The 15654-nt window shown below is 52.8% G+C and carries 14 protein-coding genes and 2 pseudogenes; 6 read left to right on the top strand and 10 right to left on the bottom strand.

Going from position 1 to position 15654, the window contains the following annotated elements; genetic code table 11:
* Positions 1-112 (top strand): annotated as a pseudogene (locus tag HUO07_RS09275) (IS630-like element ISHsp2 family transposase); the annotation flags it as partial.
* Here HUO07_RS09275 and HUO07_RS09270 read toward each other — a convergent pair.
* From HUO07_RS09270 to HUO07_RS09235, 8 genes and pseudogenes are all read right to left on the bottom strand, one after another.
* Positions 107-1138: pseudogene (locus HUO07_RS09270) on the bottom strand (TRAP transporter large permease); the annotation flags it as partial. The pseudogenes HUO07_RS09275 and HUO07_RS09270 overlap by 6 nt on opposite strands.
* A 3-nt stretch (positions 1139-1141) precedes the next feature.
* Positions 1142-1678 (bottom strand): TRAP transporter small permease subunit, encoded by a 537-nt coding sequence (locus HUO07_RS09265; RefSeq protein ID WP_176303347.1) that lies wholly within the window; start codon positions 1676-1678, stop codon positions 1142-1144.
* Positions 1679-1754: 76 nt separating this feature from the next.
* Positions 1755-2780 carry a TRAP transporter substrate-binding protein gene (locus HUO07_RS09260; protein WP_246286607.1) on the bottom strand — a complete coding sequence of 342 codons (1026 nt, stop codon included), beginning with the start codon at positions 2778-2780 and terminating at the stop codon, positions 1755-1757.
* A 59-nt stretch (positions 2781-2839) separates the two neighbouring features.
* A complete protein-coding gene (kdgD, locus tag HUO07_RS09255; protein ID WP_176303346.1) occupies positions 2840-3760 on the bottom strand; it encodes a 5-dehydro-4-deoxyglucarate dehydratase in 921 nt (306 codons plus the stop codon).
* A gap of 222 nt (positions 3761-3982) precedes the next feature.
* Complete coding sequence (locus HUO07_RS09250; RefSeq protein WP_176303345.1) at positions 3983-4744, bottom strand: metallophosphoesterase; 762 nt, start codon at positions 4742-4744, stop codon at positions 3983-3985.
* Positions 4745-4773: 29 nt separating this feature from the next.
* Positions 4774-5580, bottom strand: a complete 807-nt coding sequence (locus tag HUO07_RS09245; protein ID WP_176303344.1) for an alpha/beta fold hydrolase — start codon at positions 5578-5580, stop codon at positions 4774-4776.
* A 776-nt stretch (positions 5581-6356) separates the two neighbouring features.
* Positions 6357-6908, bottom strand: coding sequence for a spermidine N1-acetyltransferase (gene speG, locus HUO07_RS09240; RefSeq protein ID WP_176303343.1), 552 nt, complete (start codon positions 6906-6908; stop codon positions 6357-6359).
* Positions 6909-7034: 126 nt separating this feature from the next.
* Positions 7035-8255 carry an NAD(P)/FAD-dependent oxidoreductase gene (locus tag HUO07_RS09235; protein WP_176303342.1) on the bottom strand — a complete coding sequence of 407 codons (1221 nt, stop codon included), beginning with the start codon at positions 8253-8255 and terminating at the stop codon, positions 7035-7037.
* Positions 8256-8369: 114 nt separating this feature from the next.
* On the opposite strand from HUO07_RS09235, the gene ltaE reads away from it, so the two are divergent.
* Entirely contained in the window at positions 8370-9377 is a 1008-nt protein-coding gene (ltaE, locus tag HUO07_RS09230; protein WP_176303341.1) for a low-specificity L-threonine aldolase, read from the top strand.
* 12 nt (positions 9378-9389) lie between these two features.
* Here ltaE and HUO07_RS09225 read toward each other — a convergent pair whose 3' ends face one another.
* Positions 9390-10004: a LysE/ArgO family amino acid transporter gene (locus HUO07_RS09225; RefSeq protein ID WP_176303340.1), complete on the bottom strand. Its 615-nt coding sequence runs from the start codon at positions 10002-10004 to the stop codon at positions 9390-9392.
* Between the two features lie 118 nt (positions 10005-10122).
* Complete coding sequence (fhuB, locus tag HUO07_RS09220; protein WP_176303339.1) at positions 10123-12123, bottom strand: Fe(3+)-hydroxamate ABC transporter permease FhuB; 2001 nt, start codon at positions 12121-12123, stop codon at positions 10123-10125.
* A gap of 173 nt (positions 12124-12296) precedes the next feature.
* On the opposite strand from fhuB, the gene HUO07_RS09215 reads away from it, so the two are divergent.
* The 4 genes from HUO07_RS09215 to fhuF all read left to right on the top strand — a co-directional run bounded on the left by HUO07_RS09215 (position 12297) and on the right by fhuF (position 15634).
* Entirely contained in the window at positions 12297-13229 is a 933-nt protein-coding gene (locus HUO07_RS09215) for a siderophore-interacting protein (protein ID WP_176303338.1), read from the top strand.
* Positions 13222-13833: a cytochrome b gene (locus HUO07_RS09210; RefSeq protein WP_176303337.1), complete on the top strand. Its 612-nt coding sequence runs from the start codon at positions 13222-13224 to the stop codon at positions 13831-13833. The genes HUO07_RS09215 and HUO07_RS09210 overlap by 8 nt, the downstream gene beginning before the upstream one ends.
* Before the next feature lie 107 nt (positions 13834-13940).
* The gene (locus HUO07_RS09205) at positions 13941-14708 is read left to right on the top strand and encodes an ATP-binding cassette domain-containing protein (RefSeq protein WP_176303336.1); all 768 of its coding nucleotides are present in this window, start codon (positions 13941-13943) and stop codon (positions 14706-14708) included.
* 137 nt (positions 14709-14845) lie between these two features.
* Complete coding sequence (gene fhuF / locus HUO07_RS09200) at positions 14846-15634, top strand: siderophore-iron reductase FhuF (RefSeq protein WP_176303335.1); 789 nt, start codon at positions 14846-14848, stop codon at positions 15632-15634.
* Positions 15635-15654: the final 20 nt, after the last annotated feature.

Genomic DNA, 15654 nt, shown 5'->3' with positions numbered 1-15654 from the left:
GAAGTACACCTGGCTGCCCTTGAGTGCCTATCTCTCGTTTGAACGTCTACATGAAGAGGTACACCGCTTACTCGGTGGTTACGGAACTGATCACGCGATTAATTTTGAATAGGCACTTACAGATAAGAATTAACGCCGCCATGTCCATAATCATCCCTAAAATCAACAGGATGATATTAAGCATTAGGAAAATAACTAGCGGCTTATCGGAAATAGCCATCAGGCCTGTTGTCAGCATTTCCGGAACATTATAAAGCGCGAGCAAGTAGGAAAAGGCCGATGCACACCCCACCAAGATCATCACCAGCGAGGTGGTTTTTACTGCCTGAATCACGGCTGCTTTAAACGATGCCCAGGTCAATTCGCGGTAAACCAAACCGGTCACCACAATGGCATAGATAGCCCCGAAGGCACCCGACTCCGTGACGGTTAGAATGCCTGACAGCACCCCACCCACGATGATGACAGCCGTCATCAGGCCAGGCAGCGAGGCGACAAAACTAATCATCAGTGCATACCAACCAGGGAATGCTTCACCTTTGTAGCCACGTTTCACCGCAACGATGTAGGCAGCAACGGCTAGGCTAAGGCACATCAAAATCCCCGGAACAATACCGGCGATAAACAATTGAGTAACGGAAATGCCACCGCCTGCTGCGACCGCATAAAGAATCATGTTATGGCTAGGAGGAATCACCACGCCCGCAATTGATGAGGTCACGGTGACGTTGACAGCATAGTCGGCATCGTAGCCTTTCTCTTTCATTACTGGGATCAGGATAGAACCCAAAGCAGAGGTGTCCGCTACTGCCGAGCCAGAGATTCCCCCGAACAGCATGGAAGAGCTGATATTCACCATTCCCAGACCGCCACGCACCTTGCCCACCATCGCCGATGCTAAGCGCACAAGGCGAGTGGAGATACCACCGTGCATCATTAACTCACCGGCAAAGATAAAGAAGGGAATCGCGAGTAACGAAAAGACGGAAATACCGGAGAGAATGCGCTGAAAAGCCACGAACAATGGCAAGCCTTCATAGAGGAAGGTAACAACGGCGGCTAAGCCAACAGCAAACGCAACCGGTGCGCCAACTATAAGCCCTAAAAAAAAGATCCCGAAAAGAATAATAAGACCCATCGTTTATACCCTCTTAACTTTTCGAGTCATTAAGCGCTGCGTTATATCAGAGGCTGAAAAAAGCATGATTAACACACCACATATTACTAGTGGGGCTGCACGCCAACTTTCTGATAATCCTATCATCGGGATAGCTCGGTTCAGGTTTGACATGACGAGCGTCCACCCCTGAAAGGCCATAAATCCGCCAAAGGAAAGAATAAAAAGGTCAGCAAGGTGATGCATTAAGCTACGTAAAGAACCGCTAAAACTCTCGCGTATAAAATCGATATTAAGATGGCTATGATGCCTGACACCTGCCGCTGCGCCTAAACAGGTTATATAAACAACAAGCACTAGCGAGGCCTGTTCAACCCATGTAGGGGTATTGTTAAGTACATAACGGCCAAAGACTAACCATCCAAAGATAGCAATCAAGGCAACTAACAAAACACCCGCCACCAGGAGGCATAAACTGGCAACACTATCTAAAATTCGATTCAGTGAGCCGCTATGTTCTGCGTCTTCTTTATCGACGGACGATTCAAGTTCGATACTCACGGCACATTTCCTTTTTAACTTCCGACAGCGTCTACGTAACCGCTAGCTAACTGCCGGAAGCTTATGGGTGTCAGTATTACTCGGTGGCGCGAATTTCCTCGATTAGCTCACCCGTGCCAGGGTTATTGGCGATAAATTCCTCATACATAGGCTCCATAAGTGCCTGGAAGGCGGCTTTATCGTCTACTTCGTTAATCTCAACACCATAATCGAGAACAATCTGACGACTCTCTTCGGAGCTTTCCACCCATAGCTCACGTTGACGTGTGGAAGCCTCTTCGGCTACTTCACGAACAATTTTTTGGTCTTCTTCCGAGAGTTCCTCCCAGCTGGATTTAGCCACGCACAAACACTCGGGGATGATCAAGTGCTCGGTTAACGAGTAGTAACCCGTTGCTTCATAGTGGTTGCTTGATTCAAAAGAGGGATAATTATTTTCAGCCCCATCAAGTACGCCGGTGGTTAAGCTTTGGTACACTTCGCCGTAAGACATCGGCGTAGCATTACCGCCCATGGCGGCAATCATGTCGACGTAAAGATCGTTATTCATTACCCGGATCTTTAAACCTTCGACATCTTCAGGCGTTTTGATAGGGCGCTGGGTGTTATAAATACTGCGGGCGCCTGAATCGAACCAGGAAAGCACCACCAAGCCTTTATCTTCTAGCGCATCAGCAAAGCGCTCACCAATTTCACCGTCCATTACCGTGTGCATATGTTCAACGTCATTGAACAGGAAGGGTAACGAGAACACATTGGTTTCTGGAACGATCGGCCCCATCGGGCCCATATTAAAATTGGCAAAATCCAGCGCCCCGTTGCGGGTTTGCTCGATAGCGTCGGACTGATCCCCCAGTACCGCATTGTTGTAAACACGTGGGTTAACGCGCCCTTCCGTTTGCTCCACCACGGCGTCGGCAAACTCTTCTAAAGCAGTGGTGTTGGGGTAACCGTCAGGGTGAATATTCCAACCACGCCAGTCTTCAGCTTGCGCAGGTAGCGCTATGGCGACTAATGCAGCCACGCTGGCGATGGGGGCTAACGTCTTTAAAGTGCGACCTTTGATAAAGCTGGCTTTCATGCAGTTGTTATGTGTAAGCATGTCTAACATCCTCTTATTATTGGCGTTAATTTATTAATGCTGGTTGGTCGGGTGAATATTTATGAGTTTTTTTTTGCTACATTGATTAGGGCTTCAAGTGTCTGACATTCATCGCTGGTCGGCATTGCCAGCGGTGCGCGAACACTACCGGCAGGCCTACCTACGATTTCAGCACCTGCTTTGATGAGGCTAACGGCATAGCCTGCTTTTCGATCCCTGAGATCCACGAAAGGAATAAAAAAGTCGTTGGTAATCTGCTTCACGACCTCTTTATTGCCTTTACGCAACTCCTTGTAAAACGTGACGGCCATTTCCGGTACGAAGTTGAAAACGGCTGACGAATAGGTATTCACACCGATCGAGACATAGGCTTCGGCAAAAATTTCTGCCGTGGGCACGCCGCCGATATACACCAAGCGGTCACCCACGGTTTTAATGATTGTGTTTAACGCCTGAATATCGCCTTTACCATCTTTTAGCCCCACCAAATTAGGACAGTGGTCGGCGAGTTGCTGCACCGAAGAGGCGTTCAAAATACCGTTACCGCGGTTGTAATAAATCACGTTGATGTCGGTGGCATCGCAAATCTGACGAGCATACTCAACCAAACCGTCTTGTGGGCACTCGGTGAGGTAGGGAGGCATTAAAAGGATACCGTCAGCACCCGCCTCTTCCGCTGCTTTCGCAAAGGCTTTGCCTGTCTCTACGCTTAACCCTGCGCTTGTGATTACCGGCAAACGTCCGTCGATTACCTCAACAGCGACACGAACAATGTCACGATACTCGTCAAGCGAGAGACTGAAAAACTCGCCAGTGCCACCTGCAACGAAGACTGCTGAAATTTCATGACTAATAAACCATTCAAGCCGTTTGCGATAACTCGCTTCATCAAAACGGCCATGACTATCGAAGTCCGTGATGGGAAACGATAGCAAACCATCACCGATGGCGTTGGTTACTGCTTCTCTTGAAAACGTCACATTGCGCCCTCTTTGTAAATGCGCTGACCATTGAATGAACAGACGCCATCATCTGGCCAACATCCTATGTAATACATCATACAACTAGGAAGATAAGTATCGAGTCGATATGGCGCAAGCGAAAGTCGTCAAATTTAAACCAAAGTAGAATTCCTACGGAAACCCAAACAGTCACCCGAAATAACCAGCACTTAGACGCAATTCAATGAAATAAATAATTTTTCATACGTCAATCACAAAACCTGACTTAAACAACTCAGGAGTGAACTCATAGGGGTAACCACCAGGGTTGGCGATGATACGAGTACCGTTAAGCAATATATCGACAGGCTCATGAACATGCCCATGCACCCATATGTCCATTTTGCCCATGAGCTGAGGCAGGTGTGAGGCAAACGCCGGGGAAAGAGCGTCGCCCAAATATTGACCGGGAATACAGTCGTGCAGCGGCGCGTGGTGGCTAATGACCACTTTTGGCCCGTTAAACGGCTGAGCAAGAGCATTTTCTAGCCAGCCAAGCGCCTCGCTATGCAATTCCTGACTCATTTGAGGCGTCAAGGTCACGCCTGGCGATGATTGGACAATCTTAAAATCGGGCATATAACGCAGTGCTTTTGACTCGGTATGGGCAGGGTTTTGGGTCGGGTCATTGGCATAGAGCGCGAAGTCCGTCCACAGTGTTGTGCCGTAAAAGCGCACGCCGTCGAGGGTTACCGCGCGATTATCCAAAAGCTCGATATTGAGGCGTTCGGCTTCGCTCGCCAACTCTTCACGCAGCTGCGGCATGCATGTTCCGTAGAACTCATGGTTGCCAGGTACATAAATAATGGGCCTGTCCGGGAATCGGTGACGCGCCCAGGCAAGCCCTTCGCTCTTGCGATGGATATCGCCAGCTAGAATCACCACGTCGGCGTCCACTTCTGGCAATTCACGGCTGCCGTCGAAAAACTCCAAGTGTAGATCAGACAAAATACGCAGGCGCATAAGGCTCCTTGTGGCTTTCATCACTATAGCTAGCGTTCAACAAACTGGTGGACCAAACTCACTACATCGGCTTCACATTCACGATGAGGGACATGGTGAATATTGGCCAGCATTTCGCCGTGTGCAGGGCCTTTGATATAGCGAACCATACGCTCCGGCTGACGGTGCGAGCCATACTCATCTTTCTCACCATGAATAACTAAGCTGGGACACGTCACCTGCGCCAATGCTGGCGTTAATGACCAGTTTTCAAACGCTGGATTTAACCAGGTTTCTGTCCAGGCATTGAGTACCCAACGGGCTTTATCACCATGATATTTTTCCAGCTTGGCAAGCTGTTCTGGCGCCTGAAATACCCCTTTGGCTTCCACAATACCGTTTCGCGTTCGTGCTTCGTTAAACGCCTGGGCAGAGATGGTAATCAAACCATCGCACTCATCGGCATATACCCCCGCGCAGTGAACAGCCATACAGCCGCCTACACTATGCCCAATGGCAATAAAGCGCTTAATACCCAATGCATCACGAAGGGCAGAGAAACCTTGAGCCGGTTCATCATCGATAAAACACAATGACAACGTGTCGTGGCGGGCATCAGAACGGCCGAAACCAAGGCGATCATAGGCGACTACGGTGCGCTGGGTGGCTGCACACAGCGCCGCAGGAAAGCTACGCCATAGCTCAACGCAACCTAGTGAGTCGTGCAGCAGTACGATAGGGCTTTGTTCAAGGGACGCGGCACTGGCTGGTTGCCAGACACGTGTAAATAGTCGCCCCTCTGGGGCATCTATCATGCTGTCATGGTGTACAACCGAGGCGGAAGAGAGATGAGTCATTAGAAGATACTATCGTTATTTTTAGTCTTTTATTAACAATAACATATTTTATTTTAAGCTTGTTCCCCTTTACCCAGAGGTTTTATAACAACCTTTTATGCTGCATCGCAGCATAAAGAGGCTATACTTCATATGTAGTCCCATTAGGAGGACCATATTATGACGTTTCTCATACCCTCCCGTGCACGCGACAATGAAGTTCTGGAGTTTTGGGGCTTGAATGCCCAGTGGCATCGTGCCGCAGCCGAGGCGCTGAAAGCCTATTTGGGTTAATTCAGGTGCTTTTGACTCTTTAAGACTAAAAGATAATCACCGAAGCCGGGGGTCATTCCCGGCTTTTTTATGACTATGAAAAACTTTTTCATTCAAATGGATAGAGGTGTCAGTAGGCTAATTGTAAGCATATGCTTACACAAAATGGCAAATTACCTACATCATTTGGACTACCCGAAGCTCGAAAAAGCCCTTATTATTCTACCCAGAACTAAAATGCTGCTTCGCACAAATTAATTTGTGTACAAAAAGGCTATAAATAAGGCCTTTCACTTAACCTCTGAAAAGGAGTGGACGCTATGCAACACTCAGTGAATCAAGGACAGACAAGGGATGCCGATATTATGGAAGTATGGGCACACCGCGCACGGCAACAGCGCGCGGCCTTTGACGCGATCAAGGCCTACTTAGGCTAAAGGGATAAGTAGTTAACACTATTCATACGCCTCGTATCCGCGAGGCGTTTTATTGTGTAGTTTTATTAGGGCGTTTTGCTGTAACGCTTACAGCCAGTTAGATTCTGGCGCATCGACGCTATCTATCTGGCCGAGGTAGGCGTCCTGCAGGATATACATACGCTTCACATCCCTATATTTGCCATTGATAAAGAACTCCTGCACTAGGTGCCCTTCCTCAATAAAACCGCTCTCCTCGTAAAGATGGATCGCTTTGACGTTTTCCACCGCCACAATGAGATACACCTTGTGCAGGTTTAAGATCGTGAATGAGTAGTGCAACGCTTGGTGGATCAACGAGCGAGCAAACCCTTTGCCCTGATGATCGGGAGCAATGATGATTTGAAACTCGGCACTGCGGTGGATGTAATCGATCTCGATCAGTTCCACTAAACCAATCGCGTTACCATGGCTATCTTCGGCGACAAAGCGTCGTTCGGCGTTATCATGTATGTGTTTGTTATACAGCTCTTCCAGTTCGTCAAATGACTCGTAAGGCTCCTCGAACCAGTACGACATTATGCTCTGGTTATTATTGAGCTCGTGGACAAAGCGCAAATCGTTGCGCTCCAGGGCCCTTAAAAAAAGTGTGTGACTCATTGTCCTCTACTCTGATGGGTATCCCTTAAGGATACCCGCTTCTCATCAGCTCGCTGCGAAATTTTAAGGCGCGTTTAACGTCTTCGGTAAGGCCTTCGTTTTTCGATGATAGAGAGGTTCCGATAGTCAGTTCATTTTGGCTAGTCGCTTGAAAGAAAACAGCTCAGCCAGCGGATGCTCTTCTCCTTCGATCAGCGCGCGCAGTAATTTTGCACCGATCATGCTGTAGCTAATGCCATTGCCACCATATGCCATGGCGAAGTGTACGCGGGGCCCATGGGCCTCATGGGGGCCAAAAAATGGCAATCCGTCTTTGGTTTCGGCAAACGTACCGCCCCACGAGAACGTTGGATTAATATCCAGCTTAGGCCACAACGCCTCTACTTTGCTCGCCAGCCCCTGGGCTTTCTCTTCGACCCGCGCATCGCGACGCTGGGGGATGTCTTCATCATCATCGTCACCACCTACAAGCAAGCGGCCATCGCAGGTAGTTCGTAGATAGAGATAGGGCCGCGCAGACTCCCACACCATGGTATGGCGTAATTTACCCAGTGCTTTGGGGGAGAGCGGGTCGGTGATAAATGCATAGCTACTACGGTTGATCGCCACGCTCTCTGGCAACCAGGATTGAGACTCGTAGCCTGCCGCCATCACCACATGCTGGCAACGCAGCGTGGTGCCATTGGTTAGTGTCAGCGTGACACCCTCTTCATCCGGCGCCATTGTCTCCATTTCTGTGCGGTCATAGACCTCACCACCACGCTCCACCAGCCTGGCAAACAGCTGATAAGCCATACGATAGGGATCAATACTGGCGGCCAATTGGGTAAGAATAGCGCCCGGTGCTGCAAAATCGTACTCCGCTAAAATTGTTTCTTTATCAAGCCAGGAAGCATCAAAACCATGCTTCTGACGCAGCGCTAGCTCTTCTTTGAGTGGCGCAACATCCTCTTCACTACTGGCATAATAAAGGCTTTGTTGATGCGCAAAATCCACATCACCCAGCCCTGCCGCTAATGATTCGAGTTCTCTGATCGCGTCGGCACAGGCGCGGTAAGCGAGTAGAGCATTTGCTTCGCCATAAAGCTTCGCCAGCTCAGTCATATGCGTATCGATTTCATATTGCAATAAAGCCGTGCTGGCGGCGGAACTGCCCCACCCCACATCGCGACGCTCAAGCACCACGACATAATGGCCATGGCGGCTTAACTCATCTGCAATCAACGCCCCCGTAATACCACCACCAATCACGACCACATCGCATTGATGATCGCGCGCAAGCGGGGGGTATGCTTTCAGCAGGCCATTCTTGACGGCCCAAAAGGGGTAGCCACTTTTTAAATCCATGGGGTGCCTATGTGTGAGTGACATGCAGTATGCTGTTAACCATAGATGGTTCTTATGATCTTGCTCAAAAAATTTAATCTAAGTTGTTGCCTTTACACACAAAAGGAGTTCTGCATGATTGATTTGCGCAGCGATACGGTGACTCGCTCCACGCCCGCCATGCTGGAAGCCATGATGGCCGCGCCGGTCGGTGATGATGTGTGGGGCGATGACCCAACGGTGAATGCATTTCAAGCCAATCTAGCGGAGCTAGCCGGAAAAGAGGCGGCGCTACTTTTCCCCAGCGGTACACAAAGTAACTTGGTGGCGCTGATGGCCCACTGCGAACGCGGCGATGAATACATCGTTGGTCAGTCAGCGCATACCTACCGCTATGAAGGCGGTGGCGCTGCGGTCTTGGGCAGTATCCAACCTCAGCCCATCGAGAATGCGGACGATGGCGCATTGCCATTGGAAAAAATCAGCGCTGCCATTAAAGCCGACGATTTCCACTTTGCACGCAGCAAGCTGCTGGCACTGGAAAACACCATTGGCGGCAAGGTGCTCTCGGCCGACTATGTGCAAAAAGCGACCGACCTAGCGCGGGATCGCGGATTGGCCACGCACCTAGACGGCGCACGTTTGTTTAATGCCGCCATCGCAACCGACACATCGCTCAAGCAGCTTTGCCTGCCCTTCGATAGCGTTTCCCTGTGTTTTTCAAAAGGCCTGGGGACACCGATGGGATCGGCGTTGGTGGGTTCGCAAGCGCTGATTGATAAGGCCCGCCGTTTACGCAAGATGGTGGGCGGTGGTATGCGTCAAGTGGGCATTATCGCTGCGGCCTGTCAGTACGCCCTGGATCACCACGTTACCGATCTAAGCGAAGATCACCGCCGTGCAGCCCTATTGGCCAAAAACTTAGCCAAGCTGCCAGGCGTCGAGATCACCTCACAAGCTACCAACATGGTATTTGCTCGTTTTCCAGACGCTCATGTGCAGCCACTCGCCGCATGGCTTAAGGAGCATGGCATACTCATTGAGTTAATTTACGCCACCCGTTTTGTCGTCCATCGGGATATCAACGATGCGGATATTGAAAAAGTAGTCGCCGTGATGGAGGCCTATTTCAGCCGTCATTAATGGCGAATCGGCCTAGTGAAAAGAGGAAGCATCCAGGGCGAGATGAACGGCTATACCCGCCATCATTAATCCTATCAGGCCATCGATAATGCGCCATGCAATAGGCTTTGATAGCCAGGGCGAAAGCGCGGCGCCACCCCAAGCCAGCAGGCTAAACCAGAGTATGGAAGCCGTGGAGGCGCCCGCCACAAAAACACCAGCACTCTCCTGCTGGGCACCGATGGCCGGTATCAGCAGCAGTGTGTCCAAGTACACTTGGGGATTGAGCACGGTGACGGCAAGGGTGGCAACAATAACTTTGGTTAAGCTACGCGCTTTGCCCGCTTCGGCGCTCAGCCCTTGCCGACCGCTAACAGCCCGAAATAGTGCCTGTGCCGCCAGCCAGCTTAAAAATACCACGCCGACCCAGCGCATCGCCTCCAGCGCACTGGGCATCGTCAACAGGAAGGCGCTCACCCCAAACATGCCCGCCGTAAGCAGGATAATATCCGCGCTCATGCAGAGGCCTGCCGACCACCAGTGATACTCGCGGCGAATAGCCAGCCCTAGGATATAAGCGTTCTGCGCGCCAATCGCCATGATAATACCGCCGCATACCAGCAGCCCGGTGAGGTAACTTTCCCACATTGCCCAATCCTCAGTGTCAAAATAAGTGCGCTAAGTTTAAAAGATTGCACTAAGGTACCGGGCAGCCGTGATAACTAAAAATCATCCTGCTAATGGGGCATTAGTTTTTCTTATATGGTTAAAGTCGCCGCAGCCCCCACATAAAGTAAGCACCGCCAATTAAGGAGGCGACCAAACCCACTGGTATCTCATAGGGAAAAATAACCTGACGCCCGACCCAATCCGCTAGCACCATCAGCAGCATACCAATCAACGCCGCGCCCAGCAGATGCTGCTTAGCCCGGGAAAAGCCCACTAATCGCGCCATGTGCGGCGCCAGCAGGCCAATAAACGAAAGCGGCCCCACTACGAGAGTGGCGCAGGCAGTGAGCAGCGCCACTAATAGTAGTAACGCCAAGCGGGCGCGGTTGAGTGTTACGCCAAGAGCTTTGGCGGTTGGTGCGCCTAACGGCAAGATATCCAGCCAGCGGGTGAAGGGTAGCGTGATCAGCGCCAGCGCGGCGGCAATGCCCCCTACCACCACCGCATTGGTGATATCCACGTAGTAGGTGGATCCCGCCAGCCAAGCAATCACCTGCTGGCCACGAGGATCGCCACCTGCCAGCATTACGCTGCGAACCGCATCAAACAGCGCACTGATCGCTACCCCGGTGAGCAGTAAGCGTTCAGGGAGAAAACCACTTTTGCGGTTGATGCCGACCAGCACCAGCAGGGTCGCAAACGCCCCTAAGGTGCCTACACCAATCAGCATCATATTGGTGGGCTCAGGTAGCAGGAAAATCCCTAAAATCAGCGCAATGGCGCAGCCACCACTAATGCCTAACACCTCAGGGCTGGCCATGGGGTTGGCGGAAAGGCGCTGAAGAATAGTGCCCGCAATCGCCAGCATCAACCCGCTGGCCGCCGCTGCCATCACCCGGGGCATGCGCCATTGCATAACATTCCAGTTATCGGGCGCTAGCCAATACCACCCATCGACGCCCTGGCCAAACATCAAACCCAGAACCGTAGCCCCCAGTAACGCGAGCAGTAACCCAGCAGCTAACCGCGAGGGTGCAGGGTGGCGATGCGTGAATACTCCCGCGCTTTTTGGCGGCCGATCGCCCTGCAGTTTTAAGCGCGGAATAAGCCACATTAATAGTGGCGCCCCTAGCGCACCGGTGATCGCCCCGGTAGGAATAAAGGCGGCCGCCATGCCCGAAAACTGCTGTAGCAATAGATCCGTCGTGGCAAGCAGTACGGCCCCCAAAAGGGTCGACCAGAGTAGCCGTGGCCCTAACCGGCGCGCACCCGCCATGCGCACGATATTGGGTGCGGCCAAACCGATAAAACCAATAATACCCACCACGCTAACAATGCTGCCGGTAATAAACACCGCCAGTCCCATGCCCCCAAAACGTAGATAGGCAAGCGATACACCGAGGCTCTTGGCACTGGCATCATCCAGCTCCAGCACCGCCAAGGGGCGCAGCAAAAACCACGCGGCCACGCAGCTAATCGCCAGCCGGGGCCAAAGTATCGCAACGCCGTCCCAACCATTTTGCGCCAGCGAACCAGCGCCCCAAATCAACAGCCCCGAGAGCGCTTCGTGGTTGAACAGCAGGAGCGCTGTGGAGAGCGCTCCTAAATAGAGATTCACCACCAGGCCCGCCAACACCACCACGATGGGCGCCAGCCCGCGACGCCACGAAAGCAGGAACACTAGCCCTACCGCCAGCGCACCGCCCAGCAAAGCTACCCATTCTCGCCCGGCCACCAGCAGCCCCGGTGCCAGCAAGGTGGCCGTCATCAGCGCCAGGTTAGCGCCCGATGCCACCCCGAGTGTGGTGGGTGAAGCCAGCGGATTGCGCAGCACCTGCTGCATCAGCACCCCGGCCAGTCCCAAGCCGCCACCGGCGAGCAAAGCAATCGAGAGGCGCGGCCACCAAGCGTAATAAAGCAGCAGCTCGTCAACGTTCTCAAAAGAGGGCGCTACAAGGGCGTGTAGTCCCAGCGCAAAACCGCCTTGGCCCTGCAGCCCCAGCCAAAACAGCACCACCATCGGCAGGCTAAGCAACAGGCAGGCTTTCGCTGGCGACATCCCTCCCATTCGCTGGGCGAATTGAGCAGTGCCTAACATAGCGAGCAATCCCCTTTCATAAACGAGGCACTTGCCGAAGGGGCGGCGGTAGGCAGCAGCGTCATTGGTTAGCCTTAATCGTGTTTGGAAGTCAGTCATTGAATGATAACTATCGATTCTAAATGATAACGATTAGCACTACAATTGACACCTTTATCAAGGGAGGCAATTCTATGGCAGCCAAACCGAGCTACCAGCTATTCGATATCACCCTCGCCCGGCGCACCCAGGTCAGCGCCTCATTAGTTCGATTTACGTTCAGCGGCCCCGCCGTTAGCCAGATGAGCACTTACGCACCGGATCAGCGCGTCAAACTGTTCTTCCCGGAAGGAGGCGGTACTCTCGACCCTTTATTTGAAATCGCCAAACTGGATGAGCACGACTGGTATAGCGCCTACCGTGCCCTGCCGGAAGCCCAGCGACCTTCCGCGCGCACTTACACTATCCGCGCTCTGCGCCCGGAAAAAGCCGAGGTGGACGTGGAGTTCGTGCTCCACGGTGACACGGGGCCCGCATCACGCTGGGCAATGCATGCCCGCCCCGGCGACCGCTTGGCCATGACAGCTCCTACCGCCAATGCGGATGGCCCAAAGCTAGGCTACGAGTGGAAGCCGCCACAAGGCGTACGCCGTATTCTGATCATCGCCGATGAAACCGCCCTACCCGCTGCTGCCGGCATTCTGGAAACCCTTGATGATTTGCCGCTCAAACCCAAAGTCGAAGCACTGTTCGAAGTGCCTCGTGGCGACGACGTTCAGCCGCTGCCCCAGGCCGCCAAGCTGCGCTGGCTGGCCCGCGACGCTGAACCTGGCTGCCAACACGGTGAACTGCTAATGCGAGCGCTGCGTGATATCGATTTACAAAAAGAAATTCAAGCGCTAGGCGGCACACCTACGTCACCCACTCCCCAGGACAAAAGCGACGATGAGGAGGGACCACTCTGGGAACCCGCCACCCTGGATGACAGCGCACCCTTCTACGCCTGGATCGCCGCTGAAACCAAGGTCGCCATGCAGCTACGCCGCTATTTGATTAACGAGTGCGGGCTACCCAAACAGTACGTTACCAGCATGGGCTACTGGCGCCTGGGCAAGGCCAATGGTTAAGGGAACAGCAAACAACACGGCGCTAAACAGTAGCCACACAAGCAAGCCAGCTCAAACGCCTATTGGCTGGCGAGACAGCCCGCATCACTTTGGGCGTATTAGTCGGGCTTTACACTGGCTTACGGCGGCGCTGGTTTTATTTCAATTTATCGTCGTACTGGCTTGGCGAGCCATGGGCGAAAACACACTCACAGTCTTCCTATCAAGCATTGGCCCGCACGGTTCCCTGGGCTTGCTAATCTTACTCGTGACCCTGGCCCGCCTTGGCTGGGCATTGAGTAATCGTCAGCATCGCCCACTGGCTCCACCGGGAATTAGCGGCCAAATGGCACGTATCGTCCATATCACCTTTTATGGACTGCTGCTGTGGCTGCCCGCTTTTGGTCTATTGCGACAGTATGGCCGTGGTGGAGCGCTCCAATTCTACGGCCTTGAATTACTGCCCGAAGCAGAGCGTAACATCACCTGGATGATGGCTCCTGCCGACGTGCTGCATAGTCCACTCTCCTGGCTGCTCTTTGGACTCATCATCGGCCATATCGTTATTGCCCTGGTTCGTCGCTTATGGCTCAGGGATTCAATATGGGCGCGTTTGATGGGTTAAAGGAGCCGAGGTTGATAGACATTTTATTATTGCCACCAGGTTACAAATGAGAACTATTAGCACTAGAATGTACCTACTACTCTTTACCCTTCCGCCAGGAGTCATTCATGTTCGAGGTCAAAGGCGCCACCTTTGAAATCAATGGCAAGCCGCTTTTAGCGCCCATTGAACACACCTTTCATGAGGGCAAGGTATACGGTCTGATTGGCCATAACGGCTCGGGAAAATCGACGTTAATTAAGCTGATGGCCCAGCAGCAGCCTACCTCCCAGGGCAATATCCACTTTGACCAACGCCCGCTCAATGAGTGGGGAAACCGCGAGTTCGCACGCCAAGTGGCGTATTTGCCACAGCATTTGCCGAGTGCCGAAAACTTGACCGGGCGTGAGCTGGTGGGCTTTGGCCGCTATCCTTGGCATGGGCTCTTGGGGCGTCATACGCAAAAAGATAAAGACGCCGTAGAGCGCGCTATTGCCCTCACGCACACCGAAGCATTTGCAGACCGTCTGGTGGATACGCTCTCCGGAGGGGAACGCCAGCGGGTGTGGCTGGCGATGCTACTTGCCCAGGGCAGCCGCTTCCTGCTGTTGGATGAACCACTGGCAGCGCTGGATATCGCGCACCAAATGGAAGTGCTGGCGCTGATCCGTAAGCTGTGTGATGAGTTGAACCTGGGCGTGATTATCGTGCTGCACGATATCAATATGGCCTCACGCTACTGCGACGAGCTGATGGCGCTACATAGCGGCCGCTTATTGGCGCATGGCAGCCCCAGTGATTTGATGAGCTGTAGTACCTTAGAGGCGATTTATGGCCTGCCAATGCAGGTGATGAAACACCCCAACGGAGAGCACAATATCGCCGTTGCGCAATGACGTTACCGTTTAAGCCGTCATTTAAAACGTAGTCATTTAAAACATAGTCATTCTCAACAAACACCTTTAATTGATAGTCATTACCGTTTAACCTAAGCCACTGTTTATTTCCCAGCGCCTAGTGTTGGAGTTCGGTTATGCCCCTTGCCCTGCGTCAGCCGCCACTGTTCGAGCCTTCGTTGGCCGCCTGCTATACCGGGCCGCTGGCTAACTTTTCGCCCCCCTTAGTGGGTGGAATGCCACTGCTGGAAGCGTTCAAAGCCACTCGCTGGCGGGATATCAATTGGCTCAAACAGGACTTGGCACGCTTCTCGTCTCAATATCCAAACGGTGACTCGCGGGCAGTCGTCTCCCTATGGTCCAAGTGGCACTTCAGCGCGCTGACCGTCCCTACGCTCACGGCCAACCTGTTGCTCAACCGAGACCTGCCGGTGGGATTGGATGATGTACAGGTGATCTTCAACGAAAACGGCGCGACGGCACGGCTTTGGCTACCTCATGAAGGCTCGCCATTAACCACCAATGACCCGCTTGAGCGCTTCGCTACGCTGATTGAGCAGCACTGGGCACCGTTGATTGAGCAATTAGCGGCTATCTCCGGCGCGGCACAGCGAGTATTTTGGAGCAATGCCGGTGGCTACCTGGACTTTTACATCAACGCGCTGGCCGAGCACCCGCTCGCAAATGAAGCAGCGCTTGAAGCAGCTAAAGCGCTGTTAGAAACGCGTACGCTCCCTAACGGTAAGCGCAACCCGCTGTTTCAGCCGGTGCGTTACTTTACGCCCAAGGGTAGTGAGGAAGTTAAGCGGGTGCGCAAGCTCTGCTGCCTGCGCTATTTACTGGATGAATTTGATGTCTGCGGCACCTGCCCGCTCGAGGGCTGCGACCTACAAGCGCGTAAGCGCGCCAAGCAGACCACCGGCTAAAACCCCCGCCTTCTGCGCTG

Source organism: Vreelandella maris, from assembly GCF_013371085.1.
Classification (GTDB): domain Bacteria; phylum Pseudomonadota; class Gammaproteobacteria; order Pseudomonadales; family Halomonadaceae; genus Vreelandella; species Vreelandella maris.
Note: the sequence above shows the minus strand (reverse complement) of the source record. Positions and strands in the feature narration are given on the sequence as shown.